Annotated in this window: 24 protein-coding genes and 2 tRNA genes; 20 read left to right on the forward strand and 6 right to left on the reverse strand. The window is 70.8% G+C overall.

The window, feature by feature from the left end; all coding sequences use genetic code 11:
* Positions 1 to 13: 13 nt before the first annotated feature.
* Complete coding sequence (locus J4H92_RS12190; protein WP_208098474.1) at positions 14 to 316, reverse strand: hypothetical protein; 303 nt, start codon at positions 314 to 316, stop codon at positions 14 to 16.
* The gene (locus J4H92_RS12195; protein ID WP_208098475.1) at positions 316 to 1,119 is read right to left on the reverse strand and encodes an SDR family NAD(P)-dependent oxidoreductase; all 804 of its coding nucleotides are present in this window, start codon (positions 1,117 to 1,119) and stop codon (positions 316 to 318) included. The genes J4H92_RS12190 and J4H92_RS12195 overlap by 1 nt, the downstream gene beginning before the upstream one ends.
* A gap of 220 nt (positions 1,120 to 1,339) precedes the next feature.
* Between J4H92_RS12195 and J4H92_RS12200 the strand changes: the two genes are divergently transcribed.
* Genes J4H92_RS12200 through J4H92_RS12210 form a run of 3 tightly spaced genes read left to right on the forward strand, consistent with a single transcriptional unit; the run spans position 1,340 to position 5,087 of the window.
* Positions 1,340 to 2,476, forward strand: a complete 1,137-nt coding sequence (locus tag J4H92_RS12200) for a substrate-binding domain-containing protein (RefSeq protein ID WP_208098476.1) — start codon at positions 1,340 to 1,342, stop codon at positions 2,474 to 2,476.
* A complete protein-coding gene (locus tag J4H92_RS12205; protein ID WP_208098477.1) occupies positions 2,473 to 4,074 on the forward strand; it encodes an ATP-binding cassette domain-containing protein in 1,602 nt (533 codons plus the stop codon). Before J4H92_RS12200 ends, J4H92_RS12205 begins: the two co-directional genes overlap by 4 nt.
* Entirely contained in the window at positions 4,071 to 5,087 is a 1,017-nt protein-coding gene (locus J4H92_RS12210; RefSeq protein ID WP_208098478.1) for an ABC transporter permease, read from the forward strand. Before J4H92_RS12205 ends, J4H92_RS12210 begins: the two co-directional genes overlap by 4 nt.
* A 22-nt stretch (positions 5,088 to 5,109) precedes the next feature.
* Here J4H92_RS12210 and J4H92_RS12215 read toward each other — a convergent pair whose 3' ends face one another.
* Complete coding sequence (locus J4H92_RS12215) at positions 5,110 to 6,582, reverse strand: amino acid permease (protein WP_243752325.1); 1,473 nt, start codon at positions 6,580 to 6,582, stop codon at positions 5,110 to 5,112.
* A gap of 169 nt (positions 6,583 to 6,751) precedes the next feature.
* On the opposite strand from J4H92_RS12215, the gene J4H92_RS12220 reads away from it, so the two are divergent.
* The 4 genes from J4H92_RS12220 (at position 6,752) to J4H92_RS12235 (ending at position 8,858) form a co-directional block, all read left to right on the forward strand.
* Positions 6,752 to 7,477, forward strand: coding sequence for a response regulator transcription factor (locus J4H92_RS12220; protein WP_341783091.1), 726 nt, complete (start codon positions 6,752 to 6,754; stop codon positions 7,475 to 7,477).
* A gap of 164 nt (positions 7,478 to 7,641) precedes the next feature.
* Positions 7,642 to 8,052 carry a DUF7882 family protein gene (locus J4H92_RS12225; protein ID WP_208098479.1) on the forward strand — a complete coding sequence of 137 codons (411 nt, stop codon included), beginning with the start codon at positions 7,642 to 7,644 and terminating at the stop codon, positions 8,050 to 8,052.
* A gap of 90 nt (positions 8,053 to 8,142) precedes the next feature.
* Positions 8,143 to 8,373: a hypothetical protein gene (locus J4H92_RS12230; protein WP_208098480.1), complete on the forward strand. Its 231-nt coding sequence runs from the start codon at positions 8,143 to 8,145 to the stop codon at positions 8,371 to 8,373.
* A 2-nt stretch (positions 8,374 to 8,375) separates the two neighbouring features.
* Positions 8,376 to 8,858 (forward strand): BLUF domain-containing protein, encoded by a 483-nt coding sequence (locus tag J4H92_RS12235; RefSeq protein ID WP_208098481.1) that lies wholly within the window; start codon positions 8,376 to 8,378, stop codon positions 8,856 to 8,858.
* A 9-nt stretch (positions 8,859 to 8,867) separates the two neighbouring features.
* Here the strand turns inward: J4H92_RS12235 and J4H92_RS12240 are convergent, their stop codons facing one another.
* On the reverse strand, positions 8,868 to 9,152 hold the full coding sequence (locus J4H92_RS12240) for a hypothetical protein (RefSeq protein WP_208098482.1): 285 nt from the start codon (positions 9,150 to 9,152) through the stop codon (positions 8,868 to 8,870).
* A gap of 51 nt (positions 9,153 to 9,203) precedes the next feature.
* Here J4H92_RS12240 and J4H92_RS12245 point away from each other — a divergent pair, with 51 nt between their 5' ends.
* Entirely contained in the window at positions 9,204 to 9,668 is a 465-nt protein-coding gene (locus J4H92_RS12245) for a MarR family transcriptional regulator (protein WP_208098483.1), read from the forward strand.
* A gap of 87 nt (positions 9,669 to 9,755) precedes the next feature.
* On the opposite strand, the gene J4H92_RS12250 is transcribed toward J4H92_RS12245, so the two are convergent.
* Positions 9,756 to 9,832: transfer RNA gene (locus J4H92_RS12250), tRNA-Arg, on the reverse strand.
* 95 nt (positions 9,833 to 9,927) lie between these two features.
* Between J4H92_RS12250 and J4H92_RS12255 the strand changes: the two genes are divergently transcribed.
* The 6 genes from J4H92_RS12255 (at position 9,928) to J4H92_RS12280 (ending at position 15,443) form a co-directional block, all read left to right on the forward strand.
* Positions 9,928 to 10,464 carry an adenine phosphoribosyltransferase gene (locus tag J4H92_RS12255; protein ID WP_208098484.1) on the forward strand — a complete coding sequence of 179 codons (537 nt, stop codon included), beginning with the start codon at positions 9,928 to 9,930 and terminating at the stop codon, positions 10,462 to 10,464.
* A complete protein-coding gene (locus J4H92_RS12260; RefSeq protein ID WP_243752327.1) occupies positions 10,461 to 11,303 on the forward strand; it encodes a helix-turn-helix domain-containing protein in 843 nt (280 codons plus the stop codon). Before J4H92_RS12255 ends, J4H92_RS12260 begins: the two co-directional genes overlap by 4 nt.
* A 189-nt stretch (positions 11,304 to 11,492) precedes the next feature.
* Positions 11,493 to 12,533: an iron-siderophore ABC transporter substrate-binding protein gene (locus tag J4H92_RS12265; RefSeq protein ID WP_208098485.1), complete on the forward strand. Its 1,041-nt coding sequence runs from the start codon at positions 11,493 to 11,495 to the stop codon at positions 12,531 to 12,533.
* 17 nt (positions 12,534 to 12,550) lie between these two features.
* Positions 12,551 to 13,588 (forward strand): FecCD family ABC transporter permease, encoded by a 1,038-nt coding sequence (locus J4H92_RS12270; protein WP_208098486.1) that lies wholly within the window; start codon positions 12,551 to 12,553, stop codon positions 13,586 to 13,588.
* A complete protein-coding gene (locus tag J4H92_RS12275) occupies positions 13,585 to 14,622 on the forward strand; it encodes a FecCD family ABC transporter permease (protein ID WP_208098487.1) in 1,038 nt (345 codons plus the stop codon). Before J4H92_RS12270 ends, J4H92_RS12275 begins: the two co-directional genes overlap by 4 nt.
* Positions 14,619 to 15,443 (forward strand): ATP-binding cassette domain-containing protein, encoded by an 825-nt coding sequence (locus J4H92_RS12280; protein WP_208098488.1) that lies wholly within the window; start codon positions 14,619 to 14,621, stop codon positions 15,441 to 15,443. The genes J4H92_RS12275 and J4H92_RS12280 overlap by 4 nt, the downstream gene beginning before the upstream one ends.
* On the opposite strand, the gene J4H92_RS12285 is transcribed toward J4H92_RS12280, so the two are convergent.
* Positions 15,428 to 16,486 carry an o-succinylbenzoate synthase gene (locus tag J4H92_RS12285; protein ID WP_341783092.1) on the reverse strand — a complete coding sequence of 353 codons (1,059 nt, stop codon included), beginning with the start codon at positions 16,484 to 16,486 and terminating at the stop codon, positions 15,428 to 15,430. The genes J4H92_RS12280 and J4H92_RS12285 overlap by 16 nt on opposite strands.
* A gap of 94 nt (positions 16,487 to 16,580) precedes the next feature.
* Between J4H92_RS12285 and J4H92_RS12290 the strand changes: the two genes are divergently transcribed.
* The 6 genes from J4H92_RS12290 (at position 16,581) to rplA (ending at position 20,068) form a co-directional block, all read left to right on the forward strand.
* Complete coding sequence (locus tag J4H92_RS12290; protein ID WP_208098489.1) at positions 16,581 to 17,498, forward strand: 1,4-dihydroxy-2-naphthoyl-CoA synthase; 918 nt, start codon at positions 16,581 to 16,583, stop codon at positions 17,496 to 17,498.
* 141 nt (positions 17,499 to 17,639) lie between these two features.
* Positions 17,640 to 17,712, forward strand: a tRNA-Trp gene (locus J4H92_RS12295).
* Positions 17,713 to 17,767: 55 nt separating this feature from the next.
* Positions 17,768 to 18,043, forward strand: a complete 276-nt coding sequence (secE, locus tag J4H92_RS12300; RefSeq protein ID WP_208098490.1) for a preprotein translocase subunit SecE — start codon at positions 17,768 to 17,770, stop codon at positions 18,041 to 18,043.
* A gap of 60 nt (positions 18,044 to 18,103) precedes the next feature.
* Entirely contained in the window at positions 18,104 to 18,814 is a 711-nt protein-coding gene (gene nusG, locus J4H92_RS12305; RefSeq protein WP_208098491.1) for a transcription termination/antitermination protein NusG, read from the forward strand.
* 124 nt (positions 18,815 to 18,938) lie between these two features.
* Positions 18,939 to 19,367: a 50S ribosomal protein L11 gene (gene rplK, locus J4H92_RS12310; RefSeq protein WP_208098492.1), complete on the forward strand. Its 429-nt coding sequence runs from the start codon at positions 18,939 to 18,941 to the stop codon at positions 19,365 to 19,367.
* 11 nt (positions 19,368 to 19,378) lie between these two features.
* Positions 19,379 to 20,068 (forward strand): 50S ribosomal protein L1, encoded by a 690-nt coding sequence (rplA, locus tag J4H92_RS12315; protein WP_208098493.1) that lies wholly within the window; start codon positions 19,379 to 19,381, stop codon positions 20,066 to 20,068.
* Positions 20,069 to 20,116: the final 48 nt, after the last annotated feature.

Raw genomic sequence — 20,116 nt, forward strand, 5'->3', positions numbered from 1 at the left:
GCGCCCGAGGGGTTCAGCGGAGCCGTTCCGGGAAGCCGACGGCGGCGCTGCGCAGCGGCGGTGCGAGCGCGATCGCGGCGGCGCGATCCGGGTCCGCCTCGTAGGCGCGCTCGGCGCGCAGGAACGCCTCCCGGTCCCCCGGGTGCGAGATCGCCCAGGTGAAGGCCTCGTGCTCGGCGTCCAGATAGGCCCACTCGATCGCGAACCCGGCGCGCTCCCGCAGTGCGGGGATGTGCGCCGACCACCAGCTCCCGAACTCCTCGGCGGTGCCGGGGGCGAGCTCGTAGCGCCGGAGCATGAGGGTGCGGTCGCTCATCAGTCGCTCACCAGGGTGCCGCCGTCGACGACGAGGTTCTGCCCGGTGGTGAACCCGCCCGCCTGCGACGCCAGGTAGAGCACCGTGCCCGCCACGTGCGCGGCCTCGCCGAACCGTCGCAGCGGGGTCTTCCGAAGCCGTTCGTCCCTGCCCGGGCCCTCCGTGATGGGTCGCGCGAACCCGGTCTCGATCACGCCGGGCGAGATCGCGTTCACCCGCACCCCGGAGGCTCCCCACTGCACGGCGAGGTTGCGGGCGAGTTGGGCGTTCGCGGCCTTGGTGAGGCCGTAGAGGCCGATCTGCGAGTTGCCGCGGAGTCCCGACAGGCTCGACATGACGATGAAGGCGCCGCCGCCGCGCTCGGCCATGTGCGGGATCGTGAGGTTGGCGAGCCGCAGCACGCTGCGGACGTGCACGTCGAACATGCGATCGAGCTGCTCGTCGGTGCTCGTGAGGTGCGGCCCGGTGTCGAGTGCCAGGCCGGCGTTGCAGAACACCGTGTCGATGCGCCCGTGCGCGTCGAGCGCGGTGCCGACGAGCGCGGTCAGCTCCTCCTCCGAGGTCACGTCGCAGGCCCGCCCCTCGACGGGCAGCCCCTCGGCGCGCAGCCCCGCCGCGGCGCCGGCCGGGTCCTCGTCTCCGAGTCCGCTCAGCACGGTTCGCGCGCCGGCGGAGGCGAGCAGCCTCGCCGTGGCGAGCCCGATCCCCGAGGTCGCTCCGGTGACCAGAGCCACCGTGCCTTGGAGGGAGAAGAGTTCGGCCGCCGATGGTGCGGCTCCGGTCGGCGGCGTCGATGCGGTCATGGCGCCAACGGTAGCCCGCGAGGGGTCGCCCGCGACAGCGCTCTCGGCGATGACTGGCATCGGCCCCACCCATCCGCACGATCGATAGCTGTTATTGCCGCGCGGCGCTGGCGAGCGAGGGCTCGGACGTCTTGACTGGGTGCAGGCTCCCACCGGCGGAGCCTTGCGGCAGCGCGGCCGAACCGATCGCAGCGTTGCCGCCGATACCAGGAGGTAACTTGTGATCAAGGCAAAGGCGGCGGCATCCGCATCGATGCTGGTACTGGCCGCGCTCATCCTCTCCGGCTGCAGCGAGGCGCCGGAGGAGACCGACGATCCGACGACCGAGGTCAGCGCGGAGGCGCAGGAGGCGCTGGACCGGGCCTACGAGGGCGTCGGCTCGGATCTGAGCGATCTGGCGAGCACGACGGTCCCCGAGGGGCTCGATCTCTACGTCATGTCCTGCGGCGAGCAGCTCGCGACCTGCGCGAAGCCCGCCGCTGCCGTGGTCGAGGCCGGCGAGGCGGCGGGGTGGAGCGCGCAGATCGTCGACGGGAAGCTCAGCCCGGAGGGCTTCGCCACCGCGATCCGGCAGGCGATCGCGGGCGGTGCGGATGTGCTCGTGCCGATCGGCATCAGCTGCGGCGCCGCGGCGGCGGCCTTCCAGGAGGCGGCTGACGCGGGGGTCACCATCATCGGCGGCGGCGGCGTCGACGACTGCGACCCGAAGGTGTGGGACTCCGAGCGCCTGTGGCTGTCGGACGCCGGCGAGTTCGGGTTCTTCGGCGTCTTCGGCGAGCTCATGGCGGACTACGCCTACGGCAAGAACGACGGCGAGGTCAAGGCGATCGTGATCAACAGCACGACGAACGCCTGGGGGCCGTGGATCACCGAGTCCTTCGAGTCGCAGCTGGACGAGCTCGGCGGCGGCGAGGTGCTCGAGGTCATCGATGTCTCGGATCCGGAGACCGCCGACAACTCCTACCTGCAGAAGGTCACGAGCTCCCTACTGGCGAACCCGGAGGCCAACGCGCTGATCGTCCCGACCGACAGCTATCTCGAGACCGGCCTCGCCGCCGCGGTCGATCAGGCCGGCTTCGCCGATCAGCTGACCGTGATCGGCGCCTTCGGCGGCGACGGGGCGATCGACATGATCCGTTCGGGCCAGCCCGGCATCGATGCGACCGTCGCCATGGCCACGACCTGGGAGGGCTGGGGCTCCGTCGACACCGCGATCCGCATCCTCGACGGTCAGGACCCCGCCTACATCGGACAGTCGGTCCAGGTGGTGGACGCCGGGCACAACCTCCCGGAATCCGGCGGCTACGACGGCTCGATCGACTTCCGCGCCGAGTTCCTCGAGGCGTGGGGCAAGTGACCGGTACCCCGATCGCCGTCCCCGGGGCGGCGGGCGCGAGCCCGTCGCCCCGGGGCGACTCGCCGGCGCTGCGGGTCGCGCACCTGAACAAGCACTTCGCGGGCACCCGCGCCCTCAACGATGCGTCGCTCGACGTCCGCTCCGGCACGGTGCACGCGCTGCTCGGCGGCAACGGATCGGGCAAGAGCACGACCATCAAGATCCTCGCGGGGGTCTACACCGCGGACGAGGGCGAGCTGGAGGTGTTCGGACGGCCCTACGAGCTGCAGTCCTACGGCCCGGCCACCGCGCAGGAGGCGGGCCTCCGCTTCGTGCACCAGGATCTCGGCCTGTTCGAGGAGCTCTCCATCGAGGAGAACTTCGCGCTCGACAACGGGTATCCGCGCCGCGGCGGGAGGATCGACTGGCGCGGGCTCAGAGCCGAGGTCGAGGCGCTGCTCGGGCAGTACGAACTCGACGTCGATCCCCGTGCGCCCGTGCGACGGCTCCGTCCCTCCGACCGGACCATGGTCGCGATCGCCCGCGCACTGCAGGACCAGGACGACGCCGGGCAGCGGGTGCTGGTGCTCGATGAGCCCACCGCCCGACTCGCCGCGCACGAGTCCGAGCTGCTGCTGGAGCGCGTGCGCCGTCGAGCGGAGCTGGGGCAGACCGTCGTCATCGTCAGCCATCGCCTCCGCGAGGTGCTCGCGGTCGCCGACGACTTCACCGTCTACCGCGACGGACGCGTCGCGGGCACCATCGTGGATCGCTCGCCCTCGGAGGACGAGCTCATCGAGATCATGGCGGGCGGGCTCGTCAAGGCGCTCCGCCCGACCGGAGAGGCCGAGAGCGCGAAGCGGGAACCGGTGTTCTCGGTCTCCGGTCTGCGCGGCGGGCCCATCCGCGGCGTCGATTTCACCGTCCACCGCGGCGAGATTCTCGGTCTGGCCGGGCTCGTCGGATCGGGGCGGTCCAGCGTGCTGAAGATGATCTTCGGCGAGCACGCCCCGGCGAGCGGGAGCATGGAATTCGGCGGAGCGCCCTACGCGCCCGAGAACATCGGCGAGGCGATGGGGCTGGGGGTGGGGCTGGTGCCCGAGGACCGCACCGGAGAGGGGGCCTTCCTCGACCAGTCGGTCTCGGAGAACATCGCGCTCGCCACCCTGAGCGAGAACTGGAGCGCCGGCTTCATGCCGCGCAGTCGCGAACGGCGCCGGGCGGAGGACCTCATCCACTCCTTCGGGGTGAAGGTCTCCGGGCCCGAGGCCCTCTTCTCGTCGATGTCCGGCGGCAACCAGCAGAAGGTCGTGATCTCGAGATGGATGCAGCGCGGCCCGAAGCTCCTGCTCCTCGACGAGCCGACGCAGGGCGTCGACGTGATGAGCCGGGCCGACATCTACGAGATCATCCGCCGCGCCGCGGCGGAGGGCTGCGCCATCGTCGTCGCCTCGAGCGACCTCAGCGAGATACACGCGCTCTGCGACCGCGCCCTCGTGCTGAGCCGGGGAAAGATCTCGGACGAGGTCGTCGCCGGCCAGCTCGACGTCGACGAGCTCACCAGCCTGGTCCTGCGCGAGCGGACCGTTCACGACACCACCACGGAGACGCAGCAATGACCGCAACCACCCCGCCCACGACGAACACCGTGTCGATCCCGGTGAAACGCCGGCCGAAGCCGCTGCAGCTGCTCGAAGCCTATGCGCTGCCGCTGCTGACGATCCTGGTGTTCGTCTTCTTCGCCTTCTTCCCCGCCTCGGCCGGTGCGTTCCCCACGGTGAACAACCTGAACGTGATCCTCGGCAGCCAGGCCGTCGTGGCGCTCATCGCCACCGCGGCGCTGTTCCCGCTGGTCTGCGGCTACTTCGACTTCTCGCTGGGGGCCACCGCGGCGATGTCGCAGGTGCTCTGCGCCGGGTTCATGGCCCGGATGGGGCTGCCGCTCTGGCTGGCGATCCTGATCCCGGTGCTGCTGGGCACGCTGGTGGGCCTCGTCAACGGCTTCTTCGTCACCCGGATGAAGATGAGCCCGTTCGTCACGACCCTGGGCATGGCGATGCTCGTCACCGGACTCATGATCTGGTACACGGGCGGCCAGTCCATCATCAGCGGGATCGATCCCGCGCTCATCCGCTTCGGCTCCTCGCGGCTCCTCGGCATCCCGATGGTCTTCTTCATCACGCTCGCCGTCGCGGCGATCGCCTGGTACTTCTTCACGCACACGCCGTTCGGCCGGTCCCTCTACGCGATCGGATCGAACGCGACGGCGGCGAAGCTCGTCGGCCTGCCGGTCACGAAGAACGTCTGGTGGAGCTTCGTGGTCGCGGGCTCGATCGCCGGGCTCGCGGGCGTGCTGCAGCTGGCGAGATCCGGCAGCGGGACCGCCTCCGACGGCAATTCGCTGCTCTTCCCCGCGCTGGCGGCGGTCTTCCTGGGCGCGACGGCGATCCGGCCGGGCTTCTTCAACGTGATCGGCACCATCATCGGTGCGGTGTTCGTCTCGATCTCGGTGAGCGGGCTGACGCTGTCGGGCGCCAGCGGCTGGGCCTCGAACGTGTTCAACGGCATCGCGCTGCTCGCGGCGGTCGGTCTCTCGACCTACCTCGGCAGGCGCCAGCGCGCGGGAACCTGACGGTCGGCGCGGCGCCGCGGCGTCATCCCTCCGCGGCGGCGCCCGACTCGAGCTGCTGCGCGGAGCGCTTCGCGAGGCTCCGGCGCACGAAGGGCCAGCAGATGATGAGCGCGCCCGTCGCGATGAGGCTGGTCCACACCTGGGTGCGGCCCGCCTCGGACGAGAGCATGACGGCGAGGATCCCCGCGATCGCGACGATCAGCAGGATGTTCAGCCACGGATGCAGCCACATCTTGAGCTTCAGCCCCGCCACCTCGTCCGGGGTCATCTTCTGCCGCAGGCGCATCTGCGTGAGCGCGATGAACACGTAGACGAACAGCGCGACGAGACCGGCCGAGTTCATGATGAAGTCGAAGATGCCCGATCCGGGGGCCGCGAAGTTGACGATCGTCGCGATCACGCCGCCGCTGGTCGAGGCGATGAGCGCCATCACCGGCACGCCGTTGCTCGCCTTCTTCGCGAAGAGCCGCGGCGCGAAGCCCTGCGCCGCGAGCGACGAGAACATGCGCGAGGCGGAGTAGAGGCCCGAGTTCAGCACCGAGATCACCGCGGTGAAGATCACGAGCTGCATGACCACGGCCGCGCCCGGCAGGCCGAAGAGCGTGAACACGTAGGTGAACGGCGCGTTCGCGACGTTCGTCGGCTCGGGCAGCTCGTCCCAGGGCACGATCGTCGCGATGATCAGCACGGCGCCGACGAAGAAGAGCAGGATGCGCCAGATCACGGTGCTCGTCGCCTGCTTGATGCCCTTCGCGGGATCCTCCGACTCCGCGGAGGCCATCACCGCGATCTCGGTGCCGAAGTACGAGAAGATGACGAGCGCGACGCCGGTGAAGGCGACGCCGAAGCCGTTCGGCGCGAAGCCGCCGTGCTCCCAGAGATTCGGGATCGAGAACGTCGAGTTCGGCCACAGCCCGAAGGCGTAGAGCAGGCCGGCGCCGAGGAACACCACGATCGCGAGCACCTTGACGCTGGCCAGCCAGAACTCGACCTCGCCGAAGGTGCGCACCGAGATCAGGTTGGCCCCGACGAAGATGAGCAGCAGGAGCAGGGACCAGGCCCAGGACGGCAGGAACGAGAACCAGGCGTGCATCGTCTCGCCGCCGAGCACCGCCTCGTAGGCGAGCACGCCCACCCAGAAGTACCAGTAGAGCCAGCCGACCAGGTACGCCGCCCAATTGCCGAGGCCGACCCGCGCGTACTCCATGAAGGATCCGATCGCGGGGCGCGCAGCCGCCATCTCGCCGAGCATGCGCATGGCGAGGAACACCAGCAGCCCGCCGATGAGGTAGGAGATCACCGCGGCGGGGCCGACCGAGCGGATCACGTTGCCGGAGCCGACGAACAGGCTGGCGCCGATGATCCCGCCGAGGGTGATCATCGTGACGTGGCGCGGACGGAGCTTCTTGTGCACGGTCCGCACGGAACCGGCGGAGGTCTCCGGGGAGATCGGATCCGAGAACGAGGGGGTGTCGCCGTCGGCGGGAGGGTTCATGCGAGGAGGAGCTTTCTGCGCTGGGGCGCCGTACCCGATTCCGGCGATGCGGGGCCCGCAATCGGTCGAGAACGTCATTGCGGGGCGGACGCGCCGATGGCCGGAAGGACGAGAATATATCCTAAGCAGTAGATCATATATGATTCGCGGCGGGTCGTAGACTTGCCTCGTGACCGCGGAGCACCCTACGAACCCTGTCGGCGTCCGACCCGTGCGCGTGCGCCTGCTCAACGACTACGAGGTGGTGGTCCAGGGGCTCCGCTCGATGCTCGAGCCCCATGCCGGGCGCATCGAGGTCGTCGAGACCGAGGTGATCGACGGCGAGGGGAGCGGCCCCCGCCGTCGCGGTGCGGGGGACCGGCCGGTGGATCTCACGCTCTACGACACCTTCGGGCGGACCCAGGTCGACCAGGACGCGATCGACGAGGTGCTCGCCGATCCCGCCGCCGGTTCCGTCGTGGTCTACACCTGGAACATGCAGGGCGCGCTCGTCGATCGTGCCGTCGAGAAGGGCTGCAGCGGGTATCTCGACAAGTCGCTGAGCGCCGACGAGCTGGTGCGCAGCCTCGAATCGGTCGCCGCCGGCGAGACCGTCGTCTCTCCGATCCGGGAGTACGCGGAGGAGAGGTCGACTGCGGGCGGAGCCTGGCCCGGCCGGCGCCACGGGCTGACGGAACGCGAGGCGGAGATGATCGCGCTGATCGCCCAGGGCTACACCAATCCGGAGATCGCTGCTCGCAGCTACATCACCGGGAACTCGCTCAAATCGTACATCCGCTCCGCCTATCGCAAGATCGGCGTCGAGCGACGCTCGCAGGCCGTCCGTTGGGGGATCGAGCACGGCATGCTGCCGGACGAGGAGACCCGTCCGGGCCCTCTCGGCAGCAAATTGTAGGGGATCCGGCGCCGTAGGATTACACCCCCCTGGGTGGGCACCCCGGTCGCTACAGTCGAGGCGGACGCGGGTCACCTCGCGTCGGCCCCGGGGAGTCCGCCGGGGGTCGAGATGCTGCGCGGGCAGGGGCTCCGGGTGCAGCGTGCAACACGGTAAGGCGCGGCTTGGGTACGCTCATCTACGGAGGATCCTCGAGGTTCGACCTCGACGATCGCACGCTCGAGCACGTCAAGGTGGTCGTGGTCGCGCGGCTCCGCAAGCGGGAGTCCTTCATGCTGAGCCTCCCCCAGCGAGGGCCGTTCGCCGTCGGATCGAGTTCCGTCTGGATCTCTCCCGACGTGCCGATCGGCTTCCAGTTCTCGAGCAGTCGTGCGGGACCGCTGTCCCGCAGGTGGATCCAGGCGCTCATGGCGATGTCCTACGCCCCGGGCGGCCTGGCGGTCGTGCCCGAGGGCGGCGCGGGGCCGCCGGAGAGTCGGCCGGACGACCTCCCCGAGCGGGCGGCTCAGTATCATCTTTCACGCGCTGGAGCAAGCGGTTCGGGAGAACGGGTGCTCCGCGAGGATGAACGGTAGGCTCGAGGCGCGCCCAACGAGAAGGATCTGGTGCCCCAGCACCCGTCCGGAGACCGGAGGGACGTTCGCAGAGGGGTCGGAGTCGCCGTTATGAACAGTCCGCGCAGTGAAGAGACCACCTGGGCGAGGGTCGAGGACGGCTTCTACGTCGGGAGCCTCGGCGGCGAGTTCTTCGGCTACATCGACCGCGAGGCGGAGGGCCGTTACGTCGCCTACGACAGCCACTCCCGGTCGGTGGGCCGGTTCAGCACGCGCGCCGGCGCGGTGGAGGAGCTGAACAGATTGACGGCGCCCTCGCTCAGCGCCCCGGAGGGAGAGTGAACATGGTGCGTGTCGCCGCCCCCGCCCCCGAACGCGTCGAGGTCCTGAAGTCCCTCGTCTACTCCAGCCAGGCGGTCAGCAGATTCGAGGAGGAGGATCTCCGGGAGCTCCTCCGGCGCGCCCGGGCGCACAACGAATCTGCGGGTATCACCGGCATCCTGCTCTACAAGACGGACCAGTTCATCCAGTTCCTGGAGGGGCCGCCGGCCGAGGTCGACGCGCTGCTGAGCAGGATCCAGAACGATCCCCGGCACACGAACGTGCGGATCCTCATCGACGACCTCGTCGCGGAGCGCCGGTTCGAGGACTGGACCATGGGATACCGCCCCATGGGCGCGGGATCCGACGAGCCGCTCCCGGGATTCCGCGACTCCTTCGCCGATATCGCGGCGGCTCCGGACGCCTTCACGACGGGGCGGGCCGCCAAGGAGCTGGCGCTGTGGTTCCGCGTGAGGGTCGGCGAACCGGTCGTCTCCCGCGGCTGAGGAGCACCCCTACCCGTCCCGGCCGCCCTCGGTCCGATCCTGCGGCTTCGGCGGGCACTTCATGTGGGTGGTCCTGCCGGGACCTCCCCGGTCGAAGCGGTGCAGGGCCAGCGAGCGCCCGCACACCGGGCACTTCGGATCGGCCGGGGGCACGTACGCCGGTTCGTTCCGATCGCCGAGCTGCGCGGTCCCCTCGAACTGGTAGAAGAAGCGCTGCATCGCGGCGTAGAAGCCCGGCACCCCGTCGTACGGAGTCTCGTGCCAGAGCCGGCGCCTGGGTTCTCGTTTGCCCACGAACGAAATGCTAGCACATTCGTTAGGGCGCGAACGAGCTAGGATGGACGGGTGGACGCGACGCCGGATGATCTGCTCGAACTCGACCGACAGGTGTGCTTCGCGCTGGCGGTGGCGAGTCGCAGCGTGATCGGCGTGTACCGGCCGGTCCTCGAACCGCTCGGGCTCACGCACCCGCAGTATCTGGTGATGCTCGCGCTCTGGGGCGATGCCCCGCTGCGCTTCGGGGAGCTCGCCGAGACGCTCCGTCTCGATCCGGCCACGTTGTCGCCGATCGTCAAGCGCCTCGAGCAGTCGGGTCTGATCGAGCGGATCCCCGTCGAGGGCGACGAGCGCACGTTCCAGATCGTCCCGACCCCGGAGGGCGGCGCGCTGCGGGAGCAGGCGCTGTCGGTGCCGCCCGCGGTGATCGAACGGCTCGGCCTGCCGGTCGAGCGGCTGCTCGCGCTCCGCGACGAGCTCTCGGCCGTGATCGCCGCCGTCGACCGGCCGCATGGAGGAGGCCACGCTGTCTGAGCGCTGTCCGGTCCGAGTCATCCACAGGGTGCAGAAACAAGGAATCCCCTCGACTTCCGCGTGATTCCGCGGGAGTCGAGAGGATGGTGGCGCGCCCCGAGGGATTCGAACCCCCGACCTTCTGATCCGTAGTCAGATGCTCTATCCAGCTGAGCTAGGGGCGCACGTTGAACTCTCAACCTCAGAGACTTTACCGGATCCGCCCGTGAAACGGAAATCTCCGCGATGCGCCCCGTCGCGATCGGGGTACCCTGGCAGGGTGCCGATCGAACTCCTCAGCCCCGAACTCGCCCGCGCCGAGCACCTGATCCGCGAGATCCCCGGCTATCCGCAGCCCGGGATCCTGTTCCGCGACATCACCCCGCTGCTCGCCGACGGCCAGGCGTTCGGCGCCACCGTCGCCGCGCTGATCGAGCCGTTCGCGGGGGAGTTCGACGTGATCGCCGGCGTCGAGGCGCGCGGCTTCCTGCTCGCCAGCGCCGCGGCGATCGCGGCGGGCACCGGGGTCGTCCCCGTGCGCAAGGCAGGCAAGCTGCCGCAGCCGGCGGCCGCCATCGACTACGCGCTCGAGTACGGCACGGCGACCATCGAGATGCACGCCGATCTGGAGGCCGGCACCCGGGTGCTGCTGATCGACGACGTGCTGGCCACCGGCGGGACGGTCGCGGCGGCGCTCGAACTGCTGGAGCGCCTCGGCTACCCGGTGTGCGGCACGGCGGTGCTCTTCGAGATCGACGGGCTCGGCGGTCGGGAGCGCATCGGCCATCATCCGCTGCACACCGTCTTCGGCAGTTGAACGGCGCGGCCTCGTCCGCGCCGGCTGACGCGGGGCCCGCCGAGGCGCGCGCGGCGGATGCCGCGCCCGGAGTCGAGTTGCGGCCGCTGCCGATGTACGAGGCGGACGAGATCCCGGTGGACTTCGTCATCGCCGGCATGTCGGAACGGGTGAGCCGCGACACCGCGTGGCCGCCCCACTCGCACCCGACGCACGAACTGCTGTGGAACGAGCGGGGCGTGTCGACGGTGCGGATCGATCAGCGCACCTGGATGATCTCGACGAGCTTCGGCCTGTGGATCCCGGCCGGGGTGCCGCACTCGGGCGCGGCCCCCGCGGGCACCTGGTACCGCACCAGTCACTTCGGCATCCGGCAGGCGCCGCCGCTCGCCGACCGCCCGGTCGCGGTGGAGATCGACCCGCTGCTGCGGCTGCTGCTCGCCCGGCTGGACGACCCGCGGCTCGCCGCGGACTCCAGGGATCTGACCGAGCGGATGGTGCTCGATCTGCTGTCGCCGAGCGAGCGTCAGCTCTGCGTTCAGGATCCCCACAGCGAGTTGCTGCGTCCCATCCTCCTCGCCCTCGAGGAGGATCCCGCGGATCAGCGGGGGCTGGCCGCATGGGCGGCTGAGCTGCGGGTGAGCTCGCGGACGATCACCCGCGCCTTCCGCGCGGAGACCGGGTTGAGCTTCGGGAGATGGAGGACCCTGCGACGGGCGCAGTGCGCCGCGCGGCTGCTCGCCGCGGGCGAGCAGGTGCAGTCGGTGGCCGTCGAGGTGGGGTACCGCTCCGTCAGCGCCTTCGGCGTGGCCTTCCAGCAGGTGACCGGGCTCACGCCGGGGCAGTTCCGCGGCGACTGAACCGGTTGCGCGCCGCCCGCAGTCGCTCGCAGGCCGGCGGTCATGACCCGATTTCGATTTCGCCCGACCGAAAATCGATATTGCGTCTCGACGCGTCTGCTCCTAAAATACTTAGGGCTGCCTAACCTCGATATGATGAGGTGCTCGGCGGTGCACGACCCTGGTCCCGACACTGAGAGCGAGTCGCACATGCGTTTCCGCAAGTCCCTGTCCCTGGCCGCCGTCGCGGCGCTCGCCGCGAGCCTCGTCGCCTGCTCCGGAGCGGACGACACCGCGGGCGAGAGCACCGAGCAGCCCGGGGGATCCGACGGCGGCTCCCCCATCGTCATCGAGCACGCGCTCGGCACCACCACCATCCCCGAGCGCCCGGAGCGCGTCGCCACGGTGAGCTGGGCCAATCAGGAGGTGCCGCTCGCGCTGGGCGTCGTCCCCGTGGGGATGCAGAAGGCCACCTTCGGCGACGACGACGATGACGGCGTCCTGCCCTGGGTGTCCGAGAAGCTCGACGAGCTCGGAGCCGAGACGCCGGTGCTGTTCGACGAGACCGACGGCATCGACTTCGAGGCGGTGGCCGACACCGACCCCGACGTCATCCTGGCGGCCTACTCGGGCCTCACCCAGGAGGAGTACGACCGGCTCGAGGAGATCGCGCCGACGGTCGCCTACCCCGAGACGGCCTGGGGCACCTCCTGGCGCGACAACATCCGCTACAACAGCCAGGCCCTCGGCCTCGCCGCCGAGGGCGATCAGCTGATCGCGGATCTCGAGCAGCAGATCGACGATCAGGTCGCGGAGCACCCGGCGCTCGCCGGCAAGTCGGCGGCGTTCATCACCCACGTCGACACCGGCGACCTGAGCACGGTGAACTTCTACACCGAGAACGACACCCGCGCCGAGTTCTTCCTCGACCTCGGGCTCACGACGCCGCAGGCGGTGGCCGAGGCCTCGGCCGGCGGCGAGTTCTCCGCCAGCATCAGCGCGGAGCAGGCCGACGCGTTCGACGACGTCGACCTCATCGTGACCTACGGGGATCAGGAGCTCGTCGACACCCTGCAGGCGGACCCGCTGCTCTCGCAGATCCCGGCGATCGTCAACGACGCCGTGGTGTTCCTCGACGGGGCCGGCCCCGCGGGCACCGCCGCGAACCCGACGCCGCTGTCCTTCCCCTGGGTGCTCGGCGACTACGTCGCGCTGCTCGACGAGGCGGCGCAGAAGGCCGAGGCGGAGTAGTCGCGGCGCGGATGCACATGAGCGCTCCCGCCGTCGAGGCGGGCGTCGCCGCGGTGCGGCGCCCCCTCGGCACCCGTCTGATCTGGCTGGGAGTCTCGCTGATCGCCCTGGTCCTGCTCACCGCCGTCTCGATCTCCTTCGGATCGCGCGAGGTGAGCCTGCAGGAGATCCTCGCGGCGCTCGGAGGATCGAGCGAGGGCTTCGGCGAGGCGGCCGTGACCAATCGGCTGCCCCGCACCGCCCTCGCCCTGCTGGTGGGCGCCGCCCTCGCCCTCGCGGGCGCCGCGCTGCAGGGGGTCATGCGCAACCCGCTCGCGGATCCCGGCCTGCTCGGGATCAACATGGGCGCCGAGCTCGCCGTGGTCGTCGGCATCGCCGGATTCGGGCTGTGGACCGCCACGGGCCTCGTCTGGGCCGCCGTCCTCGGCGCCGGCGTCACGGCGATCGTGGTGAGCGTCATCGGCTCGCTCGGCCGCAGCGGGGCCACCCCCCTCAAGCTCACCCTGGCGGGCGCCGCGACCTCGATGGCCTTCGCGTCCTTCACGACCGCGGTCGTGCTGCCCCGGGGCGACATCGTCGAGAACGTGCGGTCGTGGCAGATCGGCGGGGTCGGGGGCGCCTCCTGGGACACCCTCGTGCCGGTCCTGCCCTTCCTGGCGGTGGGCGCGCTGCTGTGCCTCGCCTCGGGACGCGCGCTGAACGCGATCGCGCTCGGAGACGAACTGGCCCGAGGGCTCGGGCAGAACGTCTGGGCGGCCCGCGGTCTCGCCTCGCTCGGCGCGGTGCTGCTGGCCGGCGGCGCCACCGCCCTCGCCGGGCCGATCGGCTTCGTCGGTCTTGTGGTGCCGCACCTGTGCCGCCTGCTCGTGGGCGTCGACTACCGGTGGCTGCTCCCGTTCTCGGCCCTCGTCGGAGCCGCGCTCCTCACCGGCTCCGACGTGGTCGGCCGGATCGTCGCCCGCCCCGACGAGATCGACGTCGGCATCATCACCGCGATCATCGGCGCGCCGTTCTTCATCGCCATCGTGCGCCGCCAGAAGGTGAAGGAGCTGTGACCGGGTCGACCGCCGCCGCGCGGATCAGGCGGACGCGCCTGCGCCACCGCCGCGGCCGCGGCGTGCGCCTCGCGGTGCTCGCCGCGCTGATCCTCGGGGTCTTCGCGGTGAGCCTCATGGTGGGCCGGACCTTCTACCCGCTCGACGAGGTGCTGCGGGTCATCGGCGGCGAGGACGTGCCGGGCGCCGCCTACACCGTGGGCCGTCTGCGCCTGCCGCGCGCGACGCTGGCCGTCCTGACCGGCTGCGCCTTCGGCCTCGGCGGCGTGACCTTTCAGACCCTGCTGCGGAACCCGCTGGCCAGCCCGGACATCATCGGCATCACCTCGGGTGCGAGCGCGGCCGCCGTCTTCGGCATCGTCTTCCTCTCGCTCGGGGGCGCCCAGGTCTCCGCCTTCGCGATCGCCGGGGGACTCAGCGTCGCCGGGCTGATCTATCTGCTGTCGTTCCGCGACGGCGTCGCCGGCACCCGCCTCGTGCTCATCGGCATCGGCGTGGCCGCGATGCTGACCAGCGTGACCTCCTACGTGCTGAGCAAGGCCCCGCAGTGGGACCTGCAAGAGGCCATGCGGTGGCTGACCGGCAGTCTGAACGGCGCCGACTGGGGCGCCGGCATCCTTCTCGGCGGCGCGATGGCGGTGCTCGCGCCCCTGCTGCTCTGGAACGGCCGCGCCCTCGGGGATCTGCAGCTGGGCGACGACACCGCGGGTGCGCTCGGCGTGCCGGTGGAGCGCACTCGCCTCATGCTCGTGCTGGCCGCCGTCGGGCTGATCGCCTTCGGCACCGCGGCGGCCGGGCCGATCGCGTTCGTCGCCTTCCTCTCCGGGCCCATCGCCGCGAGGATCTTCGGCTCGCGTGGCTCCCCGCTGCTCCCGGCCGGCCTGGTCGGCGCGCTGCTGGTGCTCGTGGCCGACCTGCTCGCGCAGTTCGCCTTCGGCACCCGCTACCCCGTGGGCGTGATCACGGGGGCGCTCGGCGCGCCGTTCCTCATCCTGCTCGTCATCCGTTCGCATCGCTCTGGAGGATCCCTGTGACCGACCGGCATCGACTCCTCGTGGAGCGCCTCAGCCTCGGCTATCGAGAGACGGACGTCATCTCCGACCTCGACCTCGCGGTCCCGCCCGGGCGCATCACCGCGATCGTGGGCGCCAACGCCTGCGGCAAGTCGACGCTGCTGCGGGCGATGTCGCGGCTGCTGCGGCCCCGCGCCGGGCGAGCGCTCCTCGACGGCAAGGAGATCCACCGCACGCCGCCCCGCCAGCTCGCCCAGACCCTGGGCCTGCTGCCGCAGTCCCCGCTCGCGCCCGAGGGCATCACCGTCGGCGACCTGGTCGGGCGCGGCCGGCATCCGCACCTCGGCCGGCTCGCCAGATGGAGCCGGGCCGACGACGAGGCCGTCGCGGAGGCCCTCATCGCCACCGACACGCTGGAGCTGGCCGAACGCCCCGTCGACGAGCTCTCGGGCGGGCAGCGCCAGCGCGTGTGGATCGCGCTCGTGCTCGCCCAGCAGACGGACCTGCTGCTGCTCGACGAGCCGACCACCTTCCTCGACGTCAGCCATCAGATCGAGGTGCTCGACCTGCTCTCGGATCTGAACGAGAACCGCGGCACGACCATCGTGATGGTCCTGCACGACCTGAATCTCGCGGTGCGCTACGCGGACCACCTCGTCGCGCTCGCGGAGGGCCGGGTGCAGGCCGCGGGGGATCCCGCGGAGGTGCTCTCGGAGGAGACCGTGCGCGCCGTCTTCGGGATGGAGTGCCGCGTCATCACCGACCCCGTCTCCGGCCGCCCGCTCATGCTGCCGATCGGCCGGCACCGGGTGCGGGGCGCCGACGATCAGCCGCCGGGCTGAGGGTCGGCCTGCGAGAGGATCGCGTGGCAGCGCGCGATCCGGTCGAGCCACCAGCGCTCCCGCTCCGGTGAGGCGGCGCGGCGGTCGAGCAGCTCCGGGTCGGGGCGGGGCCGCCGCACCTCCAGCGCTCCGTGCCGGGGGAGGAGCGGCTCGGGGGTCACGTCGCCGGTGAGGAGCGCCGCGGTGCCGAGCCCGCAGGCCCCGTCCAGCGCATCGTCCGGCAGCGCCGCGGCGAGGTGCAGGCCCATCGCGATGCCGACCGAGGTCTCGAGCGCGCTCGACACGACGACGGGCAGTCCCGCCTCCGCGACGAGGCCGAGCGTCCGGGCGATCCCGCCGAGCGGCTGCGCCTTCACGACCAGCAGGTCGGCGGCGCCCGCCCGCGCGACGGCGACCGGATCCTCGGCCTTGCGCACGCTCTCGTCGGCCGCGATGCGGATCGGCCGGCCCCGCTGTCGGCCCGCGGCCCGAAGCCGCGACCGGAGCTCGGCGAGCTCGGGGATGCTCGCGCACGGCTGCTCGGCGTAGTCGAGATCGAAGCCGCTCAGCGCGGCGAGGGCCGTCTCGGCCTCCGCCACGCTCCAGCCGCCGTTCGCGTCGACGCGGATCCGCCCCTCGTCGCCCAGCGTCGCGCGCACCGCCCGCACGCGGGCGAGGTCGTCGGCGAGGCTCTGCCCGCGCTCGGCGACCTTCACCTTGGCGGTGCGGCAGCCCGGGAAGCGGGCGAGGATCCCCGCCACGTCCTCGGCGGGCACGGCGGGCACCGTCGCATTCACCGGGATCCGATCGCGCCGGATCGGCGGCAGCTCGCCGTCCGCGCCACCCCAGCCGAACTCGATCGCCGCCGCGAGCCAGTGGGCGGCCTCCGCATCCCCGTACTCGGTGAACGGCGAGAACTCGCTCGCGCCGCCGGGCGCATCGAAGATCACCGCCTCCCGCTCGGTCACGCCGCGGAACCGGGCCCGCAGCGGGATCGCGACCACGCGGGCGCGGTCCAGCATCTCGCCGAGCTCCGGCCTCGTGCCCCGTCCGCGGTCCTCCACTCGACCATCCTCCCACCTCGATTGCGCGCGTCCCCGTCGTCGAGCGGTCCGGAGCCGCCCCCTCGCCCGGAGGGAGCGGGCGTAGGGTGGACGGATGAGCGATCAGCTGCGGCACGTGTCCGAACTCTTCGATCCCGCCGAGTGGGAGGCCGCGCCCGGAGCGGAGGACTACCGCGATCTCACCGCCCACCTCAGCCGCGACGGCCGGATCGCGCGGATCGCCTTCGACCGGCCTGAGGTGCGCAACGCCTTCCGCCCGCGCACGGTCGACGAGCTCTTCGACGCGCTCGAACGGGTGCGGGTGGATCCGCGGGTCGGGGCGGTGCTCCTCACCGGCAACGGGCCGAGCGCCAAGGACGGCGGCTGGGCGTTCTGCTCGGGCGGCGATCAGCGGATCCGCGGGCGGGACGGCTACCGGTACTCCGATGATGAGGCCGGGGTCCGGCCGGGCGCGGGGGCGGGGCGGCTGCACATCCTCGAGGTGCAGCGGCTGATCCGCTTCATGCCGAAGGTCGTGATCGCGCTGGTCCCGGGCTGGGCGGCCGGCGGCGGCCACTCGCTGAACGTGGTCTGCGATCTGTCGATCGCGAGCGCCGAGCACGCGAGGTTCAAGCAGACCGACGCCGATGTCGGGTCCTTCGACGCGGGATACGGCAGCGCCTACTTCGCGCGGCAGATCGGGCAGAAGGCCGCCCGCGAGGTCTTCTTCCTCGCCCGCGAGTACTCGGCGCAGCGCGCCTACGAGCTCGGCGCCGTCAACGCGGTGGTGCCGCACGCCGAGCTCGAGCGCACCGGCATCGAGTGGGCGCGGGAGATCCTCGGCAAGTCGCCCACCGCGATCCGCATGCTCAAGTACGCGTTCAACGCGGTCGACGACGGGATCGTCGGGCAGCAGCTCTTCGCCGGGGAGGCGACCCGTCTCGCCTACGGCACGGAGGAAGCCGTCGAGGGGCGCGACGCGTTCCTCGAGAAGCGCGACCCGGACTGGTCCCCCTTCCCCTACCACTACTGACCGCTTCGGCGCCCCCTCCCGGGACGGTTCGACAAGTCCCCGAGGATCGCGTAAACTCGTCCGAGGTAGTTGACTTCTGCCAGAATTTCTCGTGCCCGCACTCGTTCGCCGAGTGCGGTGCCGAAGGCGGGGTCGAGCCATAGGGCGGTGGCGCAATTGGTAGCGCAGCGGTCTCCAAAACCGCAGGTTGCAGGTTCGAGTCCTGTCCGCCCTGCGATCCCGTTCGTCGGAACGCCGACGGGACGGGGCGAACGAAAGGCAGGAAGCACGTGAGCAGCAACGAGATCGGCGAGTCCGGCGACGGCCTGGTCGAGCGCGCCAAGGCCGACCGCGCTGCCAAGAAGTCGTTCATCGGCCGGATCGTGCTGTTCATCCAGCAGGTGATCGCGGAGCTGAAGAAGGTCACCACGCCCACCCGCAAGGAGCTCATCAACTACACCCTCGTGGTGCTGGGCTTCGTCGTGGTCATGATGGCGATCGTGTGGCTGCTCGACCAGGCCTTCGGGTGGGTCACGGTGTTCATCTTCGGAACGCCGCTCAACTAGAGCCCCGCGACGACCTGCACGCCCGATGGGCGGATCCGAGAGCGAGAGTAAGAAAGTCAGATGACGAGCGAGAACAGTAACACTCCCGAGGCCGAGCTCGACGCCGCGCTCGACGCCCTGGCGAACCCGGGCGAGAGCGCCGAGCCCGCCGAGCCCGTGGAGGATCCCTACGCCGCGTTCAAGGCGGAGCTGCGGATGAAGCCCGGCAAGTGGTACGTCGTGCACAGCTATGCGGGCTACGAGCGCAAGGTCAAGTCGAACCTCTGGAACCGTCGAGAGACCATGGGAGCGGTCGACGACATCTACGAGATCCAGGTGCCGATGGAAGAGGTCATGGAGGTGAAGAACGGCCAGCGCAAGATGGTGACCCGCGTGCGGATCCCCGGTTACGTGCTGGTGCGGATGAACCTCAACGAGGACTCGTGGTCGGTCGTGCGGCACACCCCCGGTGTGACCGGCTTCGTCGGCAACGCGCACAATCCGGTGCCGCTGCGCTTCAACGAGGCGTTCGAGATGCTCAAGAGCACGGTCGAGCTCGAGCCGGCGCTCGCCAAGTCGAAGGCGGCCGCCAGCGCGGCCGAGGCCGGCAACGTCGAGATCGACTTCGAGATCGGCGAGACCATCACCATCAAATCGGGCTCCTTCGAGGGCCTGCCGGGCACGATCAGCGAGATCAACCCCGCGGCGGGCAAGCTCACCGTGCTGGTGTCGCTGTTCGAGCGCGAGACCCCGGTCGAGCTGAGCTTCGACCAGATCACGAAGATCCTCTGAGCGCGACGACGACGCGCGAGGTTCGCTAGGCTTCGCGGGCGGCCAGCCCGCGGATACCGCTTCCGGGAACGGCCCGGACCGCGGGAGAGACCGGTGAGAGTCCGGTTTCGAGGAAGGAAGAATCATGGCAAAGGCCAAGAAGGTCACGGGACTGATCAAGCTTCAGATCCCCGCCGGCGCCGCCAACCCGGCACCCCCCGTGGGTCCGGCGCTCGGTCAGCACGGCGTCAACATCATGGAGTTCTGCAAGGCCTATAATGCGGCCACGGAGAGCCAGCGGGGCAACATCGTCCCCGTCGAGATCACGGTCTACGAGGATCGGTCCTTCGACTTCATCCTGAAGACCCCGCCCGCCGCCGAACTGCTCAAGAAGGCGGCCGGCGTGCAGAAGGGGTCGGGCACCCCGCACACCGTGAAGGTGGCGAAGGTGACCGCCGAGCAGGTGCGTCAGATCGCCGAGCAGAAGCAGGCCGACCTGAACGCCAACGACGTCGACGCGGCGGCGAAGATCATCGCGGGCACCGCCCGCTCCATGGGCATCACGGTCGAGTAGGGGGCAGGAAGATGGCACAGAAGTCGAAGGCGTACCGCGCCGCCGCCGAGAAGATCGAGGCCGGCAAGTTCTACACTCCCGCCGAGGCCGTGGCCCTCGCGAAGGAGACGGGTTCCGCCCGCACCGACAGCACCGTCGAGGTGGCCGTCAAGCTGGGTGTGGATCCGCGCAAGGCGGATCAGATGGTCCGCGGCACCGTCAGCCTGCCCCACGGCACCGGCAAGACGGCCAAGGTCATCGTGTTCGCGACCGGCCCCGCGGCCGAGGCGGCCCTGGCCGCCGGCGCCGACGAGGTCGGCGGCGACGAGCTGATCGAGAAGGTGTCCGGCGGCTACGTCGACTACGACGCCGCGGTGTCGACCCCGGAGCTCATGGGCAAGGTCGGGCGTCTCGGCAAGGTCCTCGGCCCGCGCGGCCTGATGCCGAACCCGAAGACCGGCACCGTCACCCCCGACCCGGCCAAGGCCGTCGCCGACATTAAGGGCGGCAAGATCGAGTTCCGCGTCGACAAGCACTCGAACGTGCACTTCATCGTGGGCAAGGCGTCGTTCACCGCCGAGCAGCTCGGCGACAACATCACCGCCGTGCTCGACGAGATCGTGCGCCTCAAGCCGAGTTCGGCGAAGGGCAAGTACGTGCAGAAGGGCGCCGTGTCGACCACGTTCGGCCCGGGCGTCCCGCTCGACGTGAGCGTGCTGTAACCGGTACCGACGTTCCGGCGCGCACCTCCGACGCACGCGCTGCGCAGC

The sequence above is a fragment of the Leucobacter weissii genome (assembly GCF_017565745.1).
In the GTDB taxonomy this organism is placed as follows: domain Bacteria; phylum Actinomycetota; class Actinomycetes; order Actinomycetales; family Microbacteriaceae; genus Leucobacter; species Leucobacter weissii.